The sequence below is a fragment of the Sphingobium agri genome (genome assembly GCF_023051225.1).
In the GTDB taxonomy this organism is placed as follows: domain Bacteria; phylum Pseudomonadota; class Alphaproteobacteria; order Sphingomonadales; family Sphingomonadaceae; genus Sphingobium; species Sphingobium agri.
In genome coordinates, this window is sequence record NZ_JALKHS010000006.1 from 152,238 (window position 1) to 175,691 (window position 23,454).

Annotated in this window: 19 protein-coding genes and 1 tRNA gene; 11 read left to right on the forward strand and 9 right to left on the reverse strand. The window is 61.5% G+C overall.

What is annotated here, in order from left to right:
- Nucleotides 1-51: 51 nt before the first annotated feature.
- Together hflC and hflK are read right to left on the reverse strand one after the other, a co-directional pair.
- Nucleotides 52-903, reverse strand: a complete 852-nt coding sequence (gene hflC / locus MU848_RS04030) for a protease modulator HflC (protein ID WP_097092281.1) — start codon at nt 901-903, stop codon at nt 52-54.
- Nucleotides 903-2,033, reverse strand: coding sequence for an FtsH protease activity modulator HflK (hflK, locus tag MU848_RS04035; RefSeq protein WP_247230353.1), 1,131 nt, complete (start codon nt 2,031-2,033; stop codon nt 903-905). The genes hflC and hflK overlap by 1 nt, the downstream gene beginning before the upstream one ends.
- 73 nt (nt 2,034-2,106) lie before the next feature.
- Here hflK and MU848_RS04040 point away from each other — a divergent pair, with 73 nt between their 5' ends.
- The 9 genes from MU848_RS04040 to MU848_RS04080 all read left to right on the forward strand — a co-directional run bounded on the left by MU848_RS04040 (nt 2,107) and on the right by MU848_RS04080 (nt 12,088).
- Nucleotides 2,107-3,066 carry an Mrp/NBP35 family ATP-binding protein gene (locus tag MU848_RS04040; protein ID WP_097092280.1) on the forward strand — a complete coding sequence of 320 codons (960 nt, stop codon included), beginning with the start codon at nt 2,107-2,109 and terminating at the stop codon, nt 3,064-3,066.
- A 70-nt stretch (nt 3,067-3,136) separates the two neighbouring features.
- Nucleotides 3,137-3,571 (forward strand): CoA-binding protein, encoded by a 435-nt coding sequence (locus tag MU848_RS04045; protein WP_201515552.1) that lies wholly within the window; start codon nt 3,137-3,139, stop codon nt 3,569-3,571.
- A gap of 39 nt (nt 3,572-3,610) precedes the next feature.
- Complete coding sequence (locus MU848_RS04050; RefSeq protein ID WP_247230355.1) at nt 3,611-5,887, forward strand: xanthine dehydrogenase family protein molybdopterin-binding subunit; 2,277 nt, start codon at nt 3,611-3,613, stop codon at nt 5,885-5,887.
- 8 nt (nt 5,888-5,895) lie between these two features.
- On the forward strand, nt 5,896-6,894 hold the full coding sequence (gene hemH, locus MU848_RS04055) for a ferrochelatase (protein ID WP_247230357.1): 999 nt from the start codon (nt 5,896-5,898) through the stop codon (nt 6,892-6,894).
- 1 nt (nt 6,895) lies between these two features.
- Nucleotides 6,896-7,618, forward strand: coding sequence for an acetoacetyl-CoA reductase (gene phbB, locus MU848_RS04060; protein WP_201515549.1), 723 nt, complete (start codon nt 6,896-6,898; stop codon nt 7,616-7,618).
- Nucleotides 7,618-7,905 carry a ribbon-helix-helix domain-containing protein gene (locus MU848_RS04065; RefSeq protein ID WP_247230359.1) on the forward strand — a complete coding sequence of 96 codons (288 nt, stop codon included), beginning with the start codon at nt 7,618-7,620 and terminating at the stop codon, nt 7,903-7,905. Before phbB ends, MU848_RS04065 begins: the two co-directional genes overlap by 1 nt.
- Before the next feature lie 69 nt (nt 7,906-7,974).
- A complete protein-coding gene (locus MU848_RS04070) occupies nt 7,975-10,428 on the forward strand; it encodes a TonB-dependent receptor (protein ID WP_247230361.1) in 2,454 nt (817 codons plus the stop codon).
- 179 nt (nt 10,429-10,607) lie between these two features.
- Nucleotides 10,608-11,375 (forward strand): energy transducer TonB, encoded by a 768-nt coding sequence (locus tag MU848_RS04075; protein WP_247230363.1) that lies wholly within the window; start codon nt 10,608-10,610, stop codon nt 11,373-11,375.
- A gap of 29 nt (nt 11,376-11,404) precedes the next feature.
- Nucleotides 11,405-12,088, forward strand: coding sequence for a Fe2+-dependent dioxygenase (locus MU848_RS04080; RefSeq protein WP_247230365.1), 684 nt, complete (start codon nt 11,405-11,407; stop codon nt 12,086-12,088).
- A gap of 10 nt (nt 12,089-12,098) precedes the next feature.
- On the opposite strand, the gene MU848_RS04085 is transcribed toward MU848_RS04080, so the two are convergent.
- The 6 genes from MU848_RS04085 to MU848_RS04110 form a co-directional block, all read right to left on the reverse strand.
- A complete protein-coding gene (locus tag MU848_RS04085; protein WP_247230366.1) occupies nt 12,099-12,971 on the reverse strand; it encodes an FAD:protein FMN transferase in 873 nt (290 codons plus the stop codon).
- A gap of 98 nt (nt 12,972-13,069) precedes the next feature.
- Nucleotides 13,070-13,906, reverse strand: coding sequence for a DUF4198 domain-containing protein (locus MU848_RS04090; RefSeq protein WP_247230369.1), 837 nt, complete (start codon nt 13,904-13,906; stop codon nt 13,070-13,072).
- A gap of 10 nt (nt 13,907-13,916) precedes the next feature.
- Nucleotides 13,917-14,441, reverse strand: coding sequence for a DUF2271 domain-containing protein (locus MU848_RS04095; protein ID WP_247230370.1), 525 nt, complete (start codon nt 14,439-14,441; stop codon nt 13,917-13,919).
- A gap of 19 nt (nt 14,442-14,460) precedes the next feature.
- A complete protein-coding gene (locus MU848_RS04100; protein ID WP_247230372.1) occupies nt 14,461-15,102 on the reverse strand; it encodes a PepSY-associated TM helix domain-containing protein in 642 nt (213 codons plus the stop codon).
- Between the two features lie 209 nt (nt 15,103-15,311).
- Nucleotides 15,312-19,982 (reverse strand): NAD-glutamate dehydrogenase, encoded by a 4,671-nt coding sequence (locus MU848_RS04105; protein ID WP_247230374.1) that lies wholly within the window; start codon nt 19,980-19,982, stop codon nt 15,312-15,314.
- 168 nt (nt 19,983-20,150) lie between these two features.
- Nucleotides 20,151-21,425: a PAS domain-containing protein gene (locus MU848_RS04110; protein WP_247230375.1), complete on the reverse strand. Its 1,275-nt coding sequence runs from the start codon at nt 21,423-21,425 to the stop codon at nt 20,151-20,153.
- A gap of 187 nt (nt 21,426-21,612) precedes the next feature.
- Here MU848_RS04110 and MU848_RS04115 point away from each other — a divergent pair.
- Both MU848_RS04115 and MU848_RS04120 read left to right on the forward strand, forming a co-directional pair.
- Nucleotides 21,613-21,688, forward strand: a tRNA-Thr gene (locus MU848_RS04115).
- A 162-nt stretch (nt 21,689-21,850) separates the two neighbouring features.
- Nucleotides 21,851-22,642, forward strand: a complete 792-nt coding sequence (locus tag MU848_RS04120; RefSeq protein WP_247230377.1) for a tyrosine-type recombinase/integrase — start codon at nt 21,851-21,853, stop codon at nt 22,640-22,642.
- Nucleotides 22,643-22,974: 332 nt separating this feature from the next.
- On the opposite strand, the gene MU848_RS19115 is transcribed toward MU848_RS04120, so the two are convergent.
- Complete coding sequence (locus tag MU848_RS19115; protein ID WP_196224442.1) at nt 22,975-23,394, reverse strand: SEC-C metal-binding domain-containing protein; 420 nt, start codon at nt 23,392-23,394, stop codon at nt 22,975-22,977.
- Nucleotides 23,395-23,454 lie beyond the last annotated feature (60 nt).

The window sequence follows — 23,454 nt, forward strand, 5'->3', positions numbered from 1 at the left end:
GAATGAAGCTGGTTCCGAAATGATCCCTGAACCTCTTCTGCATCTTACGGCTTATCGGTCCCTTCCCTGGAATTGCTTCAGGAATTCATTGTCACGCGACAGCACCATGGTGGTGGAACCTGTCCGATCGGGTGCGAACGTGAAGCGGTAGGCCTGCATCGCCCGATAGAAGTCGTAGAATTGCGCGTCCTTTCCGAAGCTTTCCGCATAAATCCGTGCCGCATTCGCATCGGCTTCCGCCCGGATGATCTGCGCCTGCTTCGCGCCTTGCGCCCTGATAGTCAGCGCTTCCTGTTCGCGCGCAGTGCGCATCCGGGTGAAGGCGCTTTCCAGCGGCGCGCCATCCGGCAAGTCGGCGCGCTTGATCCTGACGTCTACGATCTCGGCGCCATATTGCCGCGCCACCCGGTTAAGCCCGGCTTCGATATTGTCCATCACTTGGCCGCGCTCAGGCGAGAGCAGGGCGGCGAATGGGCGCTTGCCAAGCTCGTTGCGAAGGGCCGAACCCAGGATGGGCCGCAGGGCATCGGACACACGTTCCTCATTGCCTGCTGCGATGTACATGCGCAGCGGATCGACGATGCGGTAGCGCGCAAACGCATCGACCTGCAACCGAAGCTGATCGGTCGACAGCACCTGCTGCCTCTCCATCTCTACGGACAAGACGCGCTTGTCGATCCAGACGATCTGATCGATGAACGGCCAGCGCAGGATCACGCCTGCGCCGGTTTTGCCGAAATCCTCATTGGGACGGTAGCGATTGACGATCTTCTTCGGGTCTCCGAAGCGCACGATCACGCCTTGCTTGGTTTCCGGCACGATCGCGATCGTGCTGCCGAGAAGCAGCAGGAGGGCAATGACGGAAAGTGCAAGCGCAACCGGATGGCGGACGAGCGTCGGCATTATTGACCTCCTTCCGCAGCAGCCGCACCGGACGATGCAGCCGCTCCCTGCGCGCGCCGCTTCAACTCCGGCAGCGGCAGGAAGGGTGTGACATTGCCACTTTCGATGAGCGTCTTATCGACGTTGGACAGGACGCCCTCCATGGTTTCATAATACATGCGGCGGCGCGTCACGTCCGGCGACAGCTTATATTGTTCATAAACCTTGTCGAACGCAGCGGCTTCACCCTGAGCCTTGGCCGTCACCTGCTGCGCGGCCGCCCTTGCCTCGTTCAGATAAGTCTGGGCGGTCTGCTGAGCGGCCGAAACAGCCTTGAACGCATCGTTGACCGCAGTCGGCGGGTCGGCTTGCTTGATGGCAACGCCCTGCACCCGGATACCGGACCTGTACCCATCCAATATCTCCTGCATCCGCTGCTCGACCTGCTGTTCGATTTCCGTACGCCCCGCGCCCAGCGCATCGTCCAGGCTGACGCTGGCGACGACCGACCGCATGGCGCTTTCCGCGACTTCCCTGACAGTTGCGTCGGGATCGGACAGTTGGAACAGGTAAAGCTCAGGGCTGCGAATGTTCCAACGGACCGAATAGGCAAGGTCGATGATATTCTGGTCGCCGGTCAGCACCAGATTTTCGCTTTGCGCACTGGGTGAGCCGATGTCGATTGCGCGGATTTCCTCCACGTCGACGGTCGTCACATTTTCCAGCGGCGCAGGCAAAGTCAGGCTGATCCCAGGCGAGAGTGTGCGGCTATATTTGCCCAGCAACGTCACGACGCCGCGTTCCTGTGGCCCCACGCGGTGGAAGCAGGTGAGCACCAGCCACAGCAGGATGAGAATGCCGACCGCAGCGGGCCAAAGCGTTTTTCCGGCAGGGCGCGGCGGCAGGTTGCCGAAGCCACCACCGCCGCCACCTTGGCCGAAGCTTTCGCGGCTGCGGCGCAGCAGTTCCTCTATAGCGGAAGGTCCTTTGCCGCCGGGAGCGCGGCCCGGTTGCGTCCATGGATTGCGTGGGCCGCCGTCGCCCCCCTTGCCCGAACCGTCATTGCCCTCAGGGCCGTCGCTCTTGCCGCCCCAGGGGCCTTGGACCATGGCGCTGGCGATGCCTGGCATCCACCCGAAAAATCTCTTCATCCCGTCTCTATAGGAAGGGAGGGCCACGAAAAACAGTGCCCTTCGCAACGATTATTGCCTAGGAGGCGCTGTCATGACCGATCTTGAGAGTTTTGCCGCCCGCCTGAAGACACTGACCGATGGCCGCGCCAGCGCGCCCCGGATCAAGGATGGTGTCATGAGCCTGGCCTTGGATGTGGGCGGCCTTTCTCCCGAGCGGCGGGATGCCGTTGCTGCCGCGATCAAGGAAGGCGGCTTGCTGGTGCCGGGCGTGCAGGATGTGCGCATCGCCATGACGGCCGAAAGAAAAGCGCTCCGGATCATTGCCGTTGCTTCCGGCAAGGGAGGGGTGGGCAAGTCCACCCTTTCGGCAAATCTCGCCGTGGCGCTCAAGCGACTGGGCTTCGCGGTGGGATTGGTCGATGCCGACATTTATGGCCCGTCGCAAGCCAGGTTGATGGCGAGCGAAGATCAGAAGCCGCAGGCGCGGGACAAGCATCTTATCCCAGTGGAGAGCCCGTTCGGCATTCCAATGCTGTCGATGGCACATCTGGTCGAACCCGGCAAAGCACTGGCTTGGCGGGGGCCGATGGCGGGCAACGCCCTTTCGCAACTCATCGATGCCGATTGGGGCGACGTTGAGTTGCTGATCGTGGACATGCCCCCCGGGACCGGGGACGTTCAACTCTCCATGGTGCAAAAGCATAAGCCCGCCGGGGCTGTTATCGTGTCTACGCCGCAGGATTTGGCGCTCATCGACGCCACCCGTGCGGTCAGTCTTTTTGAGCAAACGAACGTGCCGCTGATCGGGCTTGTCGAGAATATGGCGGGCTATAGCTGTCCCCATTGCGGGGAAATCTCCGATCCGTTCGGCGCAGGTGGCGCGGAAGCTGCGGGCGCAGCCATGGGCATGGCCTTTTTGGGGCGCATCCCGCTGGCGATAGACATTCGACGCCGGTCGGATGCGGGTGATCCTCCTGCCGCGGGCGATGACGCTTCCGGCGAGGCATTCCACGCCGTGGCAAAGCAAGTCGCCGACTGGCTACGAAGGTGAGCAAGAGCCGTGGGAACGGTTCTGCGGGGTCCGGCGTCTTTCACCCCATGGCAAGGAAGGAAAAAGAGTCATGCCGCTGACGCAGCCGCAGGATATCGCCGATCTGCTTGATGAGACGCGTACGATTGCCTTGGTCGGCATCTCCGACCGGCCCGGGAGACCGAGCTATGGCGTGATGAAATTCCTGCAGGACCATGGCTATCGCGTATTGCCGGTCAATCCCCAGATCGCCGGGGAGCATGTGCATGGGGAGTTTGTCTGGGCGCGCCTGGCCGACATTGGCGTTCCGATTGATCTGGTCGATATTTTCCGGCGCAGTGAAGCCGCTGGCGAGGCCGTTGATGATGCGATCGCGGCGGGTGCCAAGGCGGTTTGGATGCAACTGGGCGTGATCAACCAAGAGGCGGCGGAGCGCGCGGAAGCTGCTGGATTGAAGGTCGTGATGGACCGCTGCCCGGCCATCGACATTCCGCGATTCAATATCCCACGGATTAGCGCGGATTAGCGCTTTCCAGCAGCACCAAGCCTCTTTATCACAATCATCATGACGCGCGCACTGCGGAGGCAGGCAAATCGTAACGGCATGGGAAGGGGGCTCGATCGGCGGACGCTGCTCGTCGGCGCCGGCGCGGCAGGAAGCCTGTTGCTGGCTTGGGGCGCATGGCCACGCACCTATCGCCCCAATCTGAACGCAGCTGCGGGCGAAACGGTCTTCAATGCCTTCCTCAAGATCGACAAGGCGGGCAGGATCCTTGTGATCGTGCCGCAAGCAGAGACCGGGCAGGGCGTGACGACCCTGCTGCCACAGATTTTAGCGGACGAACTGGGTGCCGACTGGCGAACCGTTGGCGTCCAAAGCGCGCCTGTCAGTCCGCTCTACGCCAATACGTTGCTGGCCAGAGAGTGGCTGGCTGATGATTGGTCGAGGCTGGCCGGTGGCGCGGGCGAGTGGGCGATCGGACAATATGCGACGCGGCGTGCCTTGATGTTGACCGGTGCTGGCACATCTGTCCCGATGTTCCATACAGCTTACCAAGAGGCAGGCGCCGCCGCCCGCGTGCTCCTGTGCAAAGCCGCTGCGGCACGCTGGGATGTGCCTTGGGAAAGCTGTGATATTCAAAATGGCATCATCACTGATGGGGGGCGGCGCACCCTAAAGATCGGTGAGGTCGCAGCCGAGGCGGCAGAATTGGACTTGCCGGACATTTTGCCCTTCCGGCAAGGTCAGGCTGACCGGCTGTTCGGACAGGATCTGCCGCGCCTCGACACGCCGTCGAAGATCGACGGCAGCCACAACTTTGCCGCCGACGTCCGATTGCCCGACATGCTTTTCGCTTCCATTCGCCAGGGACCGATAGGCGACGCCCTGCTTACGCGCGTGAACGAGCAGGCGGCAAAATCTGTCACCGGCTTTAGCAAGCTGGTGCGCACTGATCGTTGGGTCGCAGCCGTCGCGACAAACTGGTGGGCAGCCAACAAGGCGCTCGACCTGAGTGACCCAGTCTTCGAGCTATCGGGGTCTCCTGTGAGCAGCGCGGGCATCGATGCGGCTCTTGAACAGGCTTTCTCAGGCTCCTCGGGTCAACGGCTTTATTCGCGCGGTGATCTAAAGCCGCTGTTCGACAATGCGACCATCCTTGCCAGCGAGTTCAGCGTTGCGCCGGGCCTGCATCTGACGCTGGAACCCCCCTGCGCAACTGCTCGGGTCGGCGAGGGCGTCGCGGAGATATGGATGCCCGCCCAAGCTCCCGCGCTGGCGCGTACGGCGATAGCGGATGCCCTCGACATGCCGGAGGAGCAGGTGGTGCTTTACCCCCTCCACGCTGGCGGGTCGTTCGGCCGCAAGATGGATTTCGAGGTTGGCGTTCAGGCCGCCTTGATTGCCAGGGAAGTTGGACGCCCTGTCCAATTGCTCTGGTCCAGGCTGGAAGATGTAATCCAGGACCGTCCCGGCGCTCCGGCACATGCTAGGATGGCGGCAAAGCTCGGCCGCAATGGCGCGATCGAAGGATGGCTGGCGAAAGTGGCGGCGCCTTGCGCGATGACACAGACATGGAAGCGGATCGCGGACGGCAAATCCCCTCATGAAGCAAGCCGTGCCGCAGTTGATGCTTCAACGCGGCTCGCTGTGGCAGGCATGGAGCTGCCTTATGCCATGCCGAATTGGGCGGTAGATCATTTTCCCGCCGATGTCGGCCTGCCGCTAGGCTTCACCCGGGGCAATGCGCATCTTTACGGCGCCTTCTTCACCGAAAGCTTCATTGACGAACTTGCTCACTTGGCGGGGATGGAAGCGCTCTCCTTTCGTATCCAGATGCTGGGTGGCAATCCGAGACTGGCGCATTGCTTGACCACGGTCGGAGCCATGGGCGGATGGCAGGGGGGCATTGAAGGAAGCGGTCAGGGCCTAGCAGTGCAAGCGATCAATGGCGCCTATATCGCTGTCATGGTCGAAGCCGCCATCGATGGAAACAAGCTGAACGTCGGCCGGATCATCGCGGCGGTTGATGGCGGTGAACAGGTCAATCCCGACATCGCACGTCAACAGGTCGAAAGCGGCCTCCTGTTCGGCCTGGCAATGGCCATGGGTGCATCAGTGCCTTATGCAAAGGGAATGCCGACGCGTTCGGTTCTCTCCCGCATGGGGCTGCCCCGCTTGCAGGATATTGGCGAGATTACCGTGGAGATGATCCGTAGCACGGCACCTCCTGCTGGTCTTACCGATATTGGGGCGCCCCCGGTTGCTCCAGCTATCGCCAATGCCCTCTTCACCGTCACGGGTCAGCGTTTCCGTCAACTCCCCATCCTGTCACGGACATGACATCAAACATGGCAAATATCGGCGTTCTTCTGATCAATCTGGGCACGCCCGATGCACCGGATACTGCATCTGTGAGGCGCTATTTGGGTGAGTTTCTGTCTGACCAAAGGGTCGTGGAGATCCCAAAGCTATTGTGGCAACCCATATTGCGCGGACCAATCCTTCTTACCCGTCCAGCCAAATCCGCGAAGGCTTATCGGGAAGTCTGGCTCGATGAAGGCTCTCCGCTCGCGGTCTACACATGTGAGACCGCCGCAAGGCTGCAGGAACTCACGGGGCCTGAGATCAGGGTCGATTGGGCCATGCGCTATGGGAAGCCGTCCATCGCCGACCGGCTGAACGCGATGATTGCAGAGGGATGCAGCAGGATATTGCTGGCGCCGCTCTATCCGCAATATTGCGCGGCGACGACTGCAACAGCGCTCGATGCCTGTTATGCCGCCCTCGCGCGCCTGCGTGTCCAGCCTGCAATCCGCACCTTGCCGCCCTATTACGCTGACCCTTCCTATATTGAAGCGTTGCGCACCTCCACCGAGCGGCAGTTGGCTGCGCTGGATTTCAAGCCGGACATGCTGCTTGCCAGCTTCCACGGTATGCCTGAGCGTACGCGAACCCTGGGCGACCCCTATTATGACCAGTGCCGCGCCAGCGTTAAGCTTCTTCAGGATGCGCTCGGAAGAGAAGTGAGGCTGTCGTTCCAGTCGCGGTTCGGGCGTGCGAAATGGCTGGGACCAGCAACGGATGAAACCCTGCGAGAGCTACCGGCTCAGGCTGTTCGATCCGTCGCCGTTCTCACCCCCGGATTTTCGGCGGATTGCCTGGAAACGCTTGAAGAAATCGCGATGCGTGGCCGGGAAGATTTTCTGGCGGCCGGTGGCGAGGCATTCGCTCATTTGCCCTGTCTGAACGCCTCGCCGGAAGCTATGATCCTTTACCGGAATCTGATCGGCCGTGAACTGGCGGGGTGGGTTCAAGATGAGTTTCGTCCAATTCGAGAGGGGAACTGACATGGACAGGGTAGCTATCGTAACGGGCGGAACGCGGGGTATTGGAGAGGCGATCAGCCTGGCGCTCAAGGAATTGGGCTGCAAAGTTGCCGCCAACTACGCTGGAAACGACGAGAAGGCGCGCGCATTTACAGACAGGACAGGCATCGACGCTTTCCGCTGGGACGTCGGCGATCATCAGGCTTGTCTGGACGGTTGCGCTGCGGTTGCCGAAAAACTGGGACCGGTCGATATCGTGGTGAACAATGCGGGCATCACACGCGATGGCGTACTCGCGAAGATGAACTTCGACGATTGGAACGAGGTCATGCGTATCAACCTTGGCGGTTGCTTCAATATGGCCAAGGCTACCTTTGGCGGCATGCGAGAGAGGAACTGGGGCCGGATCGTCAATATCGGATCGATCAATGGTCAAGCCGGACAATATGGTCAGGTGAACTATGCCGCCGCCAAGTCCGGCATTCATGGCTTTACCAAGGCTCTTGCGCAGGAGGGGGCCAAGTTCGGCGTCACCGTAAATGCCATCGCGCCCGGCTATATCGACACCGACATGGTGGCTGCAGTGCCTGCCCAGGTCCTGGAGAAGATTGTCGCGAAGATCCCTGTCGGTCGCCTCGGTCAGGCTGAAGAGATCGCACGCGGTGTGGCATTTCTGTGCAGCGAAGAGGCAGGTTTTGTCACGGGCAGCACCATGTCCATCAACGGTGGCCAGCATATGTACTGATGGTCCAAGACGACGGGATCGAGGGGGAGCCGGGCTCAGCGGAAACGCCGTTCGCCCCTCCTGTAAAGCGCAGTGTGACGATCGCCGGACATCAGACCGCGATCAGCCTGGAGCCCATATTCTGGCGAGCACTTCGTGCGCGCGCTGCCCGCGAGGGGCTGCCGCTTAACGCGCTGATTGCGCAGATCGACATAGCAAGGCTGGCAGTTTCCGACCCTCCCAATTTGGCGAGTGCTATCAGATGCTGGCTCTTTGCAGCGCTGAAGAATAATAATTATTCGCAATAGCGTTGACTCTGCGAACAGTTCGCAATAGCTGCCTCCTCAGCAATTAACGAAGAAGGGGGTTTCTGTTCGATGTCCAGCAGTTCCAAGTCGATCCCGTCATTTTTGGCACTTGGTTGCGTGAGCGCGATCGCCTTTGCGTCTACCGCGCATGCGCAGGATGGTGCCCCGGGCCCGAAGCTAGGTGGGATGACGGTAACGGACACAGCCATCGACGCGTCGGAGGTCAAGGTAGAACGAGCGGAGTCCCCCAAATATGTTCGCCCCTTGCTGGACACGCCGCAGACGATCACGGTGATCGGCAATCAAACGATTAAGGAACAGAATCTCCTTACCCTTCGCGACGTACTCTCGACCATTCCGGGCATTACCTTCGGCGCTGGCGAAGGGGGCGGCGGATATGGCGACAGCATCAACCTTCGCGGTCAAAGCGCGAACACCGACATCAGTATCGACGGTGTCCGCGACAGCGCGCAATATAGCCGCACCGACCCGTTCAACATTGAGCAAATCGAAGTGACGAACGGTGCAAACTCTGTCTTTGGCGGCTCTGGCGCGATTGGCGGGAACATCAACATCGTGACCAAGCGTCCGACCGGGCGTGATGAGACGCTGGTTCAGGCTGGTATCGGCACATCCGACTATTATCGCGCCACGATCGACAGCAATGTTCGCGTCTCCGATCGTATCGCGGTTCGCCTCAACGCCATGTATCATGAGAATGATGTGCCGGCGCGGCAAATTGACCGCTACAAGCGGTGGGGCATTGCACCGTCAATCAAACTCGGCGTGGACGGCCCGACTTCGCTAACGCTGCTCTACACGCACCAGCAAGACAAGAACACGCCGCTCTATGGCGTGCCCTATTACAACAATGGCCTCTATGACGGACCCCTGCCGGGTGTCGCCTATGGTGGCTATTATGGCTATAGGAACCTGGACCGCCAAAACCAGAAGGTCGACCATGTCACCGCGATCTTCGATCATCAGTTCAGCGACCTGCTCTCCATTCGGAACCTATCACGCTGGCAGCGCGTCGAGCAGAATTTGACGGTCGCCCCTCCCCAGGGCACCTTCTGTCTGGCCTCAACGGGACTGACGCCCACCGGCGGCGCTTGCACTGTTGATTTGGATACCCGCACAGGTTCTGGGCAAGTCTTCAACATCACGATTCCGGCGGGCTATTATGCGCCTAGTGGCCCACGCGGCAACTTTCGCAATTCTGTCAATCAATCGCTGTACAATCAACTCGATTTGACCTTCAACATTCCCGGTGGTCACACGCTGGTCATCGGGACTTCCGCTCAGCAGGAGGATTATAATCTGGTGTCGGGCAACGCGCTGCGCACCCCAACTGGCGTTAGCCCCTACGCCTTCGATCCGTCTGCGCCACTGGCGACTGCCCACTTGCCCTACATCAACATCGCAAATCCAAACGAAGTGATACCGGGACCGGCACTCGCCGGGGCGACCTATGGTAGCAATGTCTTCACCGGCCCGGTGAACTACACGCAGACCGGCTACCAGAATGGGGACACCTTCAACATAGCGGCATATGGCTTTGCCGCCGTCAAGATTTTCGATCAGCTCGAAATTAACGGTGGTGTCCGCTACGAACACAACCGCGCCCGCTTTCGCTCGGATACGGTTACGCCCTCAGGTGTACCTATTCCGGCCGGGCAGGCTACGCGCTACCTCACTGGCGCTCGTCAGAACGCGACAGACAACCTCTTTTCTTATCGCGTAGGCATTGTCTTCAAGCCCGTAGAAAATGCGAGCCTTTATGTCGCTTATGCCAATTCGAAAAATCCCACGTCGACTAGCGTCCGTTCTGGCTGCGGCCTTCTGATTACCGGGACTGGCGGCGCAAACGACCCGTGTGATGCGAAGCCGGAACAGGCTGTCAATTACGAGATCGGCGGCAAGATTGACCTTTTCGATGCGCAATTACAGTTGACCGCTGCAATTTTCCGCAACGAGCGCACCAATTTCCGGGTTGCCAGCAACGATCCGTTCATCGGCACGCTACCGGTCAATGACGGCCGCAATCGGGTAAATGGCATCACGTTAGGCGCGACCGGAAACATCACTGACGCTTGGACAATCTTCGCCAACTACACCTATCTGGACAGCGAGGTAATTCAGAGCATTTCAGATTACCAGAAGAACTTGGGTGTGCTTGATCCGCAAGCTGGCAATCCTATGACCAACACGCCGAAACATTCGGGCAGCCTGTTCACAACCTACACACTGCCTTTCGGTCTTCAGCTTGGTTATGGCCTCACCTATCAGGGGAGCTTCTATCTGAACAATGCCCGGACCACGCCGACAACCGTGCTCTACAAGTCGGACGATTACCTGGTTCATCGTGCGATGCTGTCCTACCCCATCACTGAGAAGTTCAGTGCACAACTTAACGTACAGAACTTCACCAATGAGAAATATTTCACCAGCATCCGCAACAATGGCTGGGCCAACCCGGGTGAGGGGCGGTCTTGGGTCTTGACGCTCGGCTACAAGCTATAACCCTGCGAAAATCCCCCGGCGCTTGTCCCTTGCCGGGGGAAAGGGCGGGTGGCGATGCACTCCTCTCCTCGGGTCGCCACCCGCCTGACCTTAAGAAAAGAGAGGGGTGCGATTGATTCGCATTAGAACCCGCGCTATGTGCTTCGTCCGCAGGCAGTAGCCATAAAAGGGGAATGGGCATGCTTGGTGCGGCCGAACGGTTCATTGCAGATGATATCGCACCCGCTACTTTCCCGTCGGATGCTCCCCATCTTCTCCCACGTACCAGGCTAGATGAGGTTACGGCGACTGCGGGACCTCGCTATGGCGAGCGGCGGTCGATCAATCTTCCTGCTGTTTTGCTCATCATTCTTGTGCATGGCATTCTGATTTTCGTCCTGATGCAGGCGCGGCAACATGCTCAGCGCGTGCGGGAGACCCGCCTTTCCGTCGTTAACCTGATGCCGCCTCCGCCCCCGCCCGCCGATGACACTCCACCACCACCACCTTCAGCACCGCAAGTGGTAGCGCCGCCCCCTCTGGTGCACGTCCCGACGCCGCCGGTGCCGATCGCCACGACACCTGAGCCGACACCCGTCCGGGCTCCCGTGGCCCCTGTTATCGGCCCCGCTACGGCTACCGTCGTCTCCTCTGCTCCGGCTGCGCCCAGCACCGTGCAAGGTGGGGATCTCGCGACGCAGATGGTGTCTGGCAAGCCACCTCGCTATCCGATCGAGAGCCGCCGCAAGCGCGAGCAGGGGACGGTGTTGTTGGCCTTGACCTTGGGGATCGATGGCGCGGTCGAGAGCCTGACCATAGCCCAGAGCAGCGGCTTTTCACGCCTGGATGCGGCTGCGCGTGACGCAGTTCGGACATGGCGCTGGAAACCGACAATCCGCGATGGGCAGCCCGTCAAAGTGAAGGGGGTGGTGGAAATTCCCTTCGTCCTGCGCACTGAAGGCGCCTGACCCCAGAGCTGTTCAACAGAGTTTTCGATATGCTCACCGTCATTCCCGACCTGCTCGATGCTGCACATGTGGAGCGCATCCGCGTGCTTATGGTGGGGGGGCAGTGGGTCGACGGCAATGTGACGTCCGGCCATCAATCGGCGCTCGCCAAGCGCAACATGCAATTGCCCGAAGACGCGCCTGAAGCTCAGCAGGCGGGGCAGATCGTCTTGGAGGCATTGGGGCGTTCGCCGCTTTTTATCGCTGCTGCATTGCCACTCAAGATATTCCCCCCGCTGTTCAACAGCTATGAAGGCGGGCAGGCATTTGGCGTTCATGTGGATAACGCCGTGCGGGTGCAGGCGGTCACCGGCTTCAGGGTCAGGTCGGACCTATCGATTACGGTCTTCCTGGAAGACCCGCAGAGCTATGATGGCGGCGAATTGACTATCGAGACGAATTTCGGCGTGCAGCAGGTGAAGCTCCCCGCAGGGCATGCGGTTTTGTACCCTTCGTCGTCGCTTCATCGCGTGGAGCCGGTTACGCGCGGGCGGCGAACCGCCAGCTTCTTCTGGATCCAGTCGATGGTCCGGGACGACGCTGCGCGTCAGATGATGTTTGACTTGGACAGCAGCATACAGGCTCTGGCCGTCGATCTTGGCCATGACAATGCACAGGTGATCCGGTTGACTGGCGTCTATCACAATCTGCTGCGGCGATGGGCAGACGCATGAAGCGGCTCGGCTAATCAAGCATCGAAGCCAGGGCAGGCGTCATATACTCCATGGCGCCATCGCCCGCGCGGAGAATGAGGCGGGCGGCGACATCATGACGCGTCGCCAATGCCATGCCACGCTCATGCCCCAAAATGGTGATCGCAGTTGCCCAAGCGTCAGCCAGCATAGCGCTTTCGTGCAAGACCGTGACAGACGCGACATTATTGCCGATCGGCCTACCAGTTGACGGGTCGATACTGTGGGCCAAATGCGTCCCGTTCTCTGTGCGGAAACGAACATAGTCGCCTGACGTAGCTACAGAAAGGCCGCACAAGGCGATGCGCAGGATGGGCACTGAGAGACGCGGCGGCACCTCGACATCGACCCACCAGGGCTGGTGATCGGGCTTAAATCCTTCGCCGCGCAGTTCCCCCCCGATTTCGACCAGAAAATGCCGGGCGCCTAGATCGCGGAGGGCTTCTGACGCCGCGTCAACTGCAAAACCCTTGGCTATTCCAGAGAAGTCCAGCTTCACGTCAGCGAGGCGGCGAGCGCTCTGATCGGCGATCTCGATCATGGTCCATGGTGCGAGATGAGCAGGCACTATCTCAGGGCCTGTGATGCCTGTGGGGCCGAAACCCCACCGTTCAACCATCTGTCCGAGGGCCGGGTCGAACGCACCGCCGGACAATCGCGCCATGGCCAATCCGGCCGTGAGAACCGTCATCATGTCTGACGGCAGCGTCGTCCAAGCCCCGATCGGCAATGCGTTGAAGCGGCTGATGTCGGAATCTGCTTCCCAGTTGCTCATCTGCGCTATGATGCGCGCGAGTACATCTTCGATTGCGTCTCCGCAGCCCGGCGGAGCATCGACAATCCGGGCCGACCAGCTTGTGCCCATGGTCGGCCCGGAAAGCTCTGTAATGTACCCCGTTCCATCCCGCTGAGCCGAACGAGGCGGAGGAGGCGGAATGTCAGGGATGGCGACGCGAATGCCGGTCAGGGGGCCAGCACTTCCAAGGTGGTGACATAGGAGGCGCGGCGCGGTGCCGGAGTGGCGGGCGATGCCGCCTGTGCGCCTTCGCCACCTTCGCGATTTCCGCCTACTGAGGCATTCAACCAGTACATGCCAGGCTGTGGCCAGTTGATCGAAACTTTTCCGTCCTTGCCGGTGACCAGATCCTGCTGGCCCAACGTGTCACGGTAACGGATGCCGCCGGGGATCACTGTTACCTTAAGGTCTGCAGCGGGCTTCCCGTCGACGAGGAACTGGAAGGTCGCCGCCTCGCCTGCGACCAAATCGTTCGGATGGGTGACGGGCACCAATTCTATGCCAACGCCGGTCGGCTTGAATATCGTAGTGGTAGGCGCTCCCAGCGTGAGGAAAATCTCGTTGCGGTTGGAAGCCTCGACTGTCTGGACATTGGTGGCTCCCGCCGGGATGGCCGCCGACAGCTTGTCCTTGGTTGTGCCGCGGGGCAGGCGCTTCACCTCACCGTTCAAGGTGTAGCTGCCCATGATGCCCGTCGAGACGCTGGCGACGCGATACGTGCCGGGCTGCGTCAGGTGAACATCGAAGGTGGAGCGATATTTGCCAGTCGCGGCGTTTTCGATCTTGCCAGCCGATCCATCGGGCTGCGTCACTGCGACGGCATCGGTGCGCATCGGCATATGTTCGAAGTAAAAGAGGTCGTTCGATACCGCAGCGTCGACAGTGACCCAGCTGTCCGTGCCGGACAAGGTGGTCGAGGACGGCAACATCCACTGGCGGTGCGCGTGGGCGCTTGTGGCCATCAACGCAGTGAGGGTCGCTGCGATCAGATATTTGGCTTTCATCGGAATCCCCTTATTTGCTGACGCTGAGGCTGACCTGCCCCAATTCGTTATTGCCCTTTGCGCGGACCACAGTGCCGGGCTTTGCCGGCCAGCTGAATGGCAAGCGGAGCAGTTCGCGGCCGCCGACTTCGCGGGCGGCCTCTACGACGAGCGTGTAGTTGCCGGGTGTGAGTTGGCCGAGCGGGCCTTTCCCCGCGGTGAAGGCGACCTTTTGGTCACCCGGAGCGCGTGTGGCGCCGGTGATGCCGTCGGCGGGAACTTTGAGCGACCGTCCGGAGACGCGCCACCATTGGCGGATGTCGCGGAGCCATTTGGTGCCTTCGCCCTTCGCCTTGTCGACGTCATACCAGACCGACAGGGTGCGCGGGGTGGCGCCTTCCTTTTCCAGCCAGATGGCGACGTAGGGGCGGTGATATTCGGCGACAGAGAGGCGCGGGATGGCGACGTTGACATTCAGCGTCTGGGCGGTGGCGGGGATGGCGGCTGCGCCGAAGGCGGCGCTGCTGCCGAGAATGAGTTTGTAGCGGCTTTGCATTGGCTGCTGGTCCCCTGAATTAATGAAGGAAGAGAAGAATTAAAAGCGTTGGGATAATGAGGCCTGCTCCTACCAGAGGCCAGGTGCTCGGGCGCTTGGCAGCGTGGAGCTGGAGGAGGAGAAGGCCGGTCATTGCGAAGACGAAACAAGCGACGGCGAAGATGTCGATGAACCATTTCCAGGCAGTGCCGGTGTTGCGGCCCTTGTGGAGGTCATTGAGATAGCTGATCCAGCCGCGGCTGGTGCTTTCGCTGGTCACAGCGCCGCTTTGCCGGTCGATCGAGACCCAGCCGTCGCCGCCGGGGCGGGGGAGGGCGAGGTAGATCTCGTCGGCGGACCATTCCGCATCGCCCGCAGCGCGAGCGCCGATTTCCTTTTCGACCCAGGCGGCGACAGGCGCGGGGAGGGCCTTTTTGCTGTCGGCCTGATCGTCGGGAGCCACCTGCTTCAGGAGCGGGGCGGGCAGGGTCGCGGACTTTTCCACGGTCTGCGGCGATCCTTCGACGTCGGCGGCGTGGTTGAGGGTGATGCCGGTGAAGGCGAAGAGCAGGAGGCCGATGAGGCTGATCGCGGAACTGATCCAATGCCAGCTGTGCAGCTGCTTCAGCCAGAAGGTCTTCTTCTTTTTCTTCTGCTGCTGAAGATGAACGGGGGCATGCATGGGATGGATCGGTCCTGATGATGAGGTGGACCGGATAACGCGAACGACTCGCAATTGCAAACGGGGAGAGAGGGTAAATTGTATTAAAGTGTATGGATTGGCGCGTGTTTTGTGTGCGTTTGCTGGAAAGCGCATTGAGGCACGAGATCCCAGCTTTCGCTGGGATGACGAGGTAAGGCGGGAGAGAGGGCGAAGATGGTGAACGAGGTTTAGCGGCCCAGCAGCCCCCGTGCCTGGCCCGCTATTTCGGCGAGCATGGCGACGTTGGGGGCGGCTGCGGCCTTGGCGCGTTGGACGAGGGCGCGGAATTGGGTGATGCGGGGCTGTTTTTCGGCGAGCCATGCATCGACATGGGCGATGATGTCCTTGCCGTTCTTCTTGCCGCCCTGTTCGAGGAAGTCGAGCCGGACCTGCTGCATGTCGCGGGCGACGCCGGAAATGAGCAGCCTTTCCCACGGGTCGCTGGGCGACATGCGGGCGGCGGTCGATTGGACCCAGTCGATGCCGACCGCTTCGCCCAAATGGGTGAAGGCGCGGGTGAGCGCGACTTCGTCGACCTTCAACTGCCCGGCAAGGGCGGCGATGCCGACCGCGCCATCGAGCTTGAAGAGACCGGCGGTGCGGCGCACGAGATCCTCCGGCGCGCCGAGGGTGGCCAAGCGATCGACAACGGCGTTGGTGCGGCGCAAGGCTTCGCTGGTGAGGAGGCCGTCAACCTCCCGCGCGAGCTTTTCGACGCCCTTGGCAAGCAACGCGTGACCTGCGCCGGGCAGTGTTCCTGCGGGCAGGCTGCGCAATATGTCGGCGATCTGGGTGCGCACGCCGATGGCGACGTCGGCGAACAGCGCGAGGCGGGCGCTCTCCGACATGGCTGTAGCGTCGATGTCGGCCCAGAGGGTGCCGATGTCATAGAGCCGCTCTGCCATCAGGAAGGCGCTGGCGAGGTCGGCCAGCGAGCAGCCTTCCTCTTCGGCCAGTTCAAAAGGGTGGATGAGGCCGAGCCGGTTGACGATGCGGTTCGCGACCTTTGTCGCGACAATCTCCCTGGCGAGCGTATGCGCCGCGATCGCATCCCCTTCCTTCTTCTGCATGGCAGGGGGGAAGGCGGCGGCAAGTTCGGGCCCCATGCTGGGATCAAGGGCGAGTTGTCCCTGTTCGATCGAATCCTGAAGCGCGAGCTTGGCGGTGGACAGGAGCACGGCGAGTTCGGGGCGGGTAAGGCCAAGGCCGTCCTGTCCACGCCGGAGCAGCACATCGTTCGCGGCGAGCCCTTCGACCTGCCGGTCGAGGCGGCCGCTTTCCTCGAATGTTTCGATCAGCCGGACATAGCTGGCAAGGTCGGCCGCGCCCCCGCTTTCGGCGATGGAAAGGCCAAGCACCTGGAGCCGGTTATCTTCCAGCACGATGTCGGCCACGGCGTCGGTCATGCTTTCTAGCAGCTTGTTGCGCGCGTCGAACGTCAGGCGGCCTTCGGCCATCTCCTTGTTCAGCGCGATCTTGATGTTCACTTCATTGTCCGAGCAATCGACGCCCGCCGAATTGTCGATGAAGTCTGTGTTGATGCGCCCGGCACGCAGCGAGAAGGCGATGCGGGCCGCCTGGGTGACGCCGAGATTGGCCCCTTCACCGACGACCTTGACGCGCAATTCCTCTGCATTGACGCGCAGGCGATCATTGGCAGGATCGCCGACTTCGCCATGGCTCTGCGCCGCCGCCTTCACATAGGTGCCGATGCCGCCAAACCATAGAAGGTCCGCAGGGCTTTTGAGGATCGCGCCAATGAGGGCGGTTGGCTCCATCTCCATATCCGTGACGCCGAGGATCGCCTGAACCTGAGGCGTCAGAGTGATGCTTTTCAGGGTGCGCGGGAAGACGCCGCCGCCCTTTGAGATCAGCGACTTGTCATAATCGTCCCAACTCGACCGGGGCAGCTGGAACAGGCGGTTGCGTTCCTCCCAGCTTTTCGCCGGGTCGGGATCAGGATCGAGGAAGATGTGGCGATGGTCGAAAGCGGCGAGCAGCCGGATCGACTTCGACAGCAGCATGCCGTTGCCGAACACGTCACCCGACATGTCGCCACAGCCGACGACGGTGACGGGCTCGCTTTGCACATCGATGCCCATTTCGGCAAAGTGCCGCCGGACGCTGATCCAGGCGCCGCGCGCGGTGATGCCCATGGCCTTGTGATCATAGCCGTGCGATCCGCCGCTGGCGAAAGCATCGCCCAGCCAGAAATCATGGTCGAGCGCGATGGCGTTGGCGACGTCGCTGAAGGTCGCCGTGCCCTTGTCCGCCGCGACGACGAAATAGGGATCGTCGCCGTCATGGATGACGACCCGGGCAGGATGGCGGACCTTGCCCTTCACAATATTGTCGGTGACGGACAGCAGCGCGCGGATGAAGATGCGGTAGCTTTCGGTGCCTTCCGCCATCCAGGCGTCGCGATCGACTTGCGGATTGGGAAGCTGCTTGGGATAGAAGCCGCCCTTTGCGCCGGTGGGCACGATGACGGCATTCTTCACCCGCTGCGCCTTCATGAGACCAAGAATTTCCGTACGGAAATCGTCGCGTCGGTCAGACCAGCGCAGGCCGCCACGGGCGATCGGCCCCGCGCGCAGGTGAATGCCCTCGACGCGGGGGGAGTAGACCCAGATTTCGCGCCAGGGAAGGGGAGCGGGAAGGCCAGGCACTTGCGCACAGTCGAGCTTGAAGGCGAGCGCTTCGGCGGCGGCTTCGCTGAAGAAATTGGTGCGCAGCGTCGCGGTGATGACGGCGCGCAGCAGGCGCAGTACCCGGTCCTCGTCGATGGCGCTGACCTTTTCAAGGCCAGCGGTGATCGCCGCCTGCGCCTGTTCGGCGCGGGCGGGGCCATCCTTCATGGCTGGATCATGCAGGGCCTCGAACAGGGTGACGAGTTGGCGGGCGATGTCCTGTTCCCGCCGCAGCGTTTCGGCAAAGGTCGCCATGCCATAGGCCATGCCGGTCTGACGGAGGTAGCGGAACAGCGCGCGGAAGAGCACGACGGCGTGAGGTGCGAGGCCAGCCGTTACGATCAGCTCATTGAAGCGGTCATTTTCAGCCCGGCCCTCCAGCACCTGGGCGATGGCTTCCGTGACGACCGAGGCGCGGGCGACGACGGCGTCGCCGCTGCCGCCCGAGGGGAGTTCCAGCACGAAGCGCTGCACATGGCCCTGCGCGCCGCCATCGACCGCCGTCGTCATTTCGTCGATCACGCGGAAGCCGAAATTCTCGAAAGCGGGGACGACTTCGGACAGCGCGATGACGTCGTGGCTGTAAAGCTTCAGGCGCAGCTGCTCGGGCGTGTCTTCGCCATTGCGGTAGATGCGGATCGACTTGTCACCGGGGCCGCCGAGGCCGTGCAGCAGGCGGATGTCGATTGCCGCTTCGGAAGGGCCAGCGCCATTGCGGTACGCCATGGGGAAGCCGGGCGCATAGCGTTGGGCGAGCGCAGCGGCGCGGCCCGGCTCCTCGGTATCGGCGAGAGCTTCCTCGACGGCGGGGACCCAGCCGCGCACCATCTGCTTCAATTGCCGGTCGAGCGGCGCTTCGTCGGGCACCACGCCGCCATCGCGCAGGTCGAGCGTGATGCGTAAGAGCGCGAGTCCGCTTTCTTCAAGCGCGATCGACCAGCTGAGCACCGGCGCGTGGGCGGCCTGCGAAAGCATGTCCTGCACCGCGAGGCGGCGAGCCGTGCTCAGTTCGTCGCGTGGCAGCCAGGCGAAGGCATAGAGATGCCGGGCAAGCGCGCTGGTGCCGAGCGCCAGTTTCGGACGCGGCCGATCGGTCAGCGACATGAACGTGAGCGCCAGCCGTTCGAGCGTTTCATGATCGAAGCCGATCAATATGTCGTGCGGCAGGGCGGTGAGCGCGTGGACCAGCACCTTGCCCGCATGGCCGCCCGGATCGAAGCCGAACTTGTCCATCAGCGCCGACAGGGCGGAGCGGAGCAGCGGCACCTTGTCGGGGCTGGCGGACAGCGCCGCGCTGGTCCACATGCCGGCATGGATGGACAGGGCGACGACCTGTTTCCCTTCGCGCACCGGCACGATGATGAGGTCGAGCAGAACGGCGCGGTGAACGCGGGACAAGATGTTCGATTTGATGATGAGCGGATTGCGGCGGCCTTCCTCGAACCAGGTGAAGGCTGCTTCAAGCGAGGCGGGCGACAGCAGCGGCGCGTCGCCGAGCGAACATATGCCAAGCCGATCGTCCGCCCCGCCGTCGCGGTGGCGGCGCTCATGCCCGGTCTGGGTGAAATGGCGGGCGAGGAACCAGCGGAGCAGCGCCGCGCCTTCGCCATCGGGGATCGCGTCTGCATCCCGACTCATCGCTTCGCGCATCCGCGGCCAGTCGGCGACGGCGATACGGACATCGGCCAGCGTGTCGCGCAGCGCCTTATCCAGCGCGCGGCGGCCCTTCGCATCGGCGCGGTCCGCTTCGATATAGATCATGGATTCGCGACGGGCGCCGGGGGCTTCGTCGTCCAGGATGGCGCCGAGCCTGCCGCCGTCCGCGCGATCGACCGACAGGACCGGGTGCAGCAGGCGGTAGATGGTGATGTCATGGGCGGCGAGCGCGTTGGCGATCGAATCCACCAGGAACGGCATGTCGTCATTGACGATGGCGATGCGCATGAAGCGCCCGGTCGCTCCTTCGCCGAGCGTTTCGATGGCGATGGCGAGCTGGCCGGGCCTGCGGACGTCAGCGGCGCGGGCGAGGAAAGTGGCGGCGGCGGTCGCCGCGTCATGACCGAAATCGTCGCTCTCGCCGGGGAGCGCGCCCCGTTCCAGCGCGGCCTCAAGCGCCTTGCGGATCGATGCGTCTACCTGGCCGGACTTCGGCTCGGACAATGCCGTCATGCGTAACCCTCTTCCCGCTGCGGCTGTTGCCGCTTTGCCTGAACGGAGAAGGCGCTGGAATGGTGCCGCGCGACTCTCCGGCTGGCCCAGGTTATGCGCCAGGGTTTGGAGCGGCTCAACCGGAATGGTAAGAAAATTACATTTGGCCGAAATAAAATGATCAGGTCTTTATGCGGCCGCGGCGACGATTACCCGCTGGCCAAGATCCAATCCGTCGGGAAGGGCGCCGACAATTGCGAGGCTGCCATCCGCTTCCCGCCGGGCGACGACGACGGCAAGGCCGTCTTCATCAGTTGGGATCGCGATGGGATCGAGGGGCGCAGCCGCCTTCATCGCGGCGCGGGCGGTCTGGCGCGGGTCCTTCGCGGCGGGCAGGGCGGCGCGGCGCTGGGCGCGTTCGTCGCGGATCAGGGCTTTTAGGCCGCCGGGATATGCGCCGAGATAGTCGCCAAGCGCGCCGATGCCTAGCCCCGCGCTCTTCGCATGCTCAAGCGCGGTCGCATATTCGGTGATGCGCGTCTTGTCATAGGTGGAGCCGAAGACCAGCTTCACCACGGCGGTAAGCGGGCTGCGGGCCTGGGCCTTGATACCGGCGTCGGCCAGCATCTCCGCATAATCCTCCGGCGACGCCTCGCTCATCAGCGCGAAATCATAGGCAAGGCCGATGGCGCGGTAGAGGGCGCTGTGGGTGCGGGCTTCGCTGGTGCGGGCCTGCTCCGCCCCATCGCGGGCGAGGGCGAGCCAGTCGGCAAGCGGCGCGTCCTCGGCCGGGCTTTCCATGCCGGACAGGTCGAGCGTGTCTTCATCCTCGCCCGCCGCAGGACCGTCGGCCCAGATCGGCGCGACCGCATGCGGCGCGGCGCTGCTGCGCAAGGCGGCGTCCACTTCGCGGCCCAACTCGTCGGCGAAGGCCTGGCTCGCCAGCTCCTTCCAGCTGATGACGCCGAAGACGAAATCAATCGTCTCGCCATCCGAAGAGAAGGGCATGAGGATGCCGCGATAGAGTATCTCGGCGCCCCGCTGGTTGACGAACCCTGCCTCGAACCCGATCGGCGCGGCGTTGGCGATGATCTGCAGATAATGATCCGTCAGGCGTGACAGCAGCGAGCGCGACGGGACATCGTTGATGAACTGGATCGACCCGGTGACCTCGCACTCCCGGCGGAGCGCGGTGCCGAGATAGACGACGGCGGGATTGTCGAGCCCGGTGCTGAAATCGAGAAGCACGCTGTTCGGGCCAAAATCCTCCAGCTGATCGGGTGACAAATCCTCGATCGAAGGAAGCGCGCGGTCCCCAAGCAGGGACGCCCAATAATTATAGGCACGCACCTGCATGCGCCGCTCATCGGAGCCGACCTCGCTCGGCGGTTCGATCGCGCCATTGTCGGCATAGTCGAAATCATCCTGATCGCTGGAGATTTCCTGCCCCCGCAGAGTGTCCATCCGGCTGGTCCTAACCCAGAAGAAAAGCTTTCCTGAGACTCGACACTGCCATGGGATGGTAAACATGCCGTGAAGAAGGCGGCGGCCGATGAGGGAGCGGCGAAGGAGCATGCCTGCAAAGATGATGCGCAAAGATGCAATGCCCGCTTGTCCTGCGCACCAACCGCTGTTATCTGGCCCACCCAACGCCGCTTTAGCTCAGTTGGTAGAGCACATCATTCGTAATGATGGGGTCACGTGTTCGAGTCACGTAAGCGGCACCAGAGCCTCTTCTCAAAACGTCCAAAAACGTTGATTTTCTGCGGGTTCCGAGAGATTCTGTTCTTCTCGGTGGTCTCGCTTTGTTCCAAGAAATGTCCCCAGATCTCATGAAAATGGGGGCATTTTTGGGGGCAGAGTGATGGGAAGAAGAGGAATGCCCCCAAATGGCCCTGAAAGCCGCAGAAATCCGCGCCTTTCCAGCACTTGATAGCGCCTATCGAAAGACAGATGCAAAAGGCCTCTATCTAGAGATTCGCCCGAACGGCGCGAAGCGCTGGTTCTTCAAATATCGAGTGCTGGGAAGTGAGAAACGCCTGACCCTCGGAGACTGGCCAGAGGTCAGCTTGGCTGAAGCACGCGATCTGCGTGACCAGGCCAGGCGAGAGGTTAAGGAGGGTGGAGATCCGCTCCACGACCGAAAGAAAAAGAAAATCATGGCGCGACTGAGCGCGGACAATAGCTTCCAGTCCGTTGCAGAGGATTTTATCGCCGTGAAATTCGTTGGCAACCAAAGAGCGGCGGCGACCATCGAGAAGGCGCGCTGGTATCTCTCGCAGCTTACAAAGCCGATCGGTGGCCGACCTGTCGCCGAGATAGAGCCATCCGAACTGCTCTCGGTGTTGAAGAAGCTGGAAAGGGCAGGGAAGAGGGAAACGGCGGTAAGGACGCGCGCCTTCGCCAGCCGCGTTTTTCGACACGGCGTGGCCATGGCGCTATGTAAGTCGGACCCTGCAGCGTTGCTTGGTGACGCATTGATGTCGCCGATCGTCAAGCATCATGCTGCTATTCTCGATCCTGTACAATTGGGAGAACTGCTCAAGGCCATCGACGAATATGCAAGAGGGCAGCATTGGGAGGAGCGCGTAAAGATGGCCCAATGGTGGAGCGATTATCTTGATGGTCTGAAGGTTCAAGCATTGGTGGGGCCCGTACACCAACTTAAAAGTGTCGCATGATCTTATCGAGTAGAGAACTGTAAGAAGACCCTTCTTCGTAGCTTAGTGGCCAAGTTGCATTCCCCAGTAGCGGACATATCATTGCCGCGCTTGGACCGGTCATCATGTCCGCTTTGTTTGGACAGTCCGGAACGGCTTCTCTCAGAGGCGCCGATTGGAGTAGCGGACGTTCCAGACGGCGAACGGACCTGTCAGCTTCGCGCCTAAATCGGTCATTAGTTAGTCACAGTCGATTTTCCGAAAGTGGGGATCGACGCGATATGGTTGCAACGTCTGCAGTTGCAGACTGTTGGGAACGTCAGCATGCGTGTCGACGAAACTTTAGGGCTCCCTTAGCCCGAGCCTAGGTGACATTTCTTGTATTTCTTTCCGCTGCCGCAATAGCATGGGTCATTGCGCCCGAGCTTGGCCGGTCGCTCTAACGATAGGTTGATCCCCAATCGTTCTCCCTGACGCTCAAATTCTTCATCTCGCGCCCAAGGGAACTCTACCTTCTTCCCGGTTCGTATGCGCCCGTCGTTTGGAGATAGGCTCAGTCCATACCAAGCGGATGACCGTGTCCTGTATTTTCGGAGCCACATATGCCCCTCTAGCCGTTGCTCCGCCTCCACGTGCGGTAGATGATTGCTGTGCAATGTTAAGCCGGTTTCCCAGATCTGTTTTGGTTTTAGTGCCCGCTTTGCACCCACGGTTCTTCCGGCATTCCAAACAGGGCGCTTGCTGGCGGTGGTTTCGGTTTCAGGCATCTCCATGGTCGTTCTCCTATGGCCACATCGGCCATCTGCAGAACGCTCGCTGGCGAGGAGGCGGAC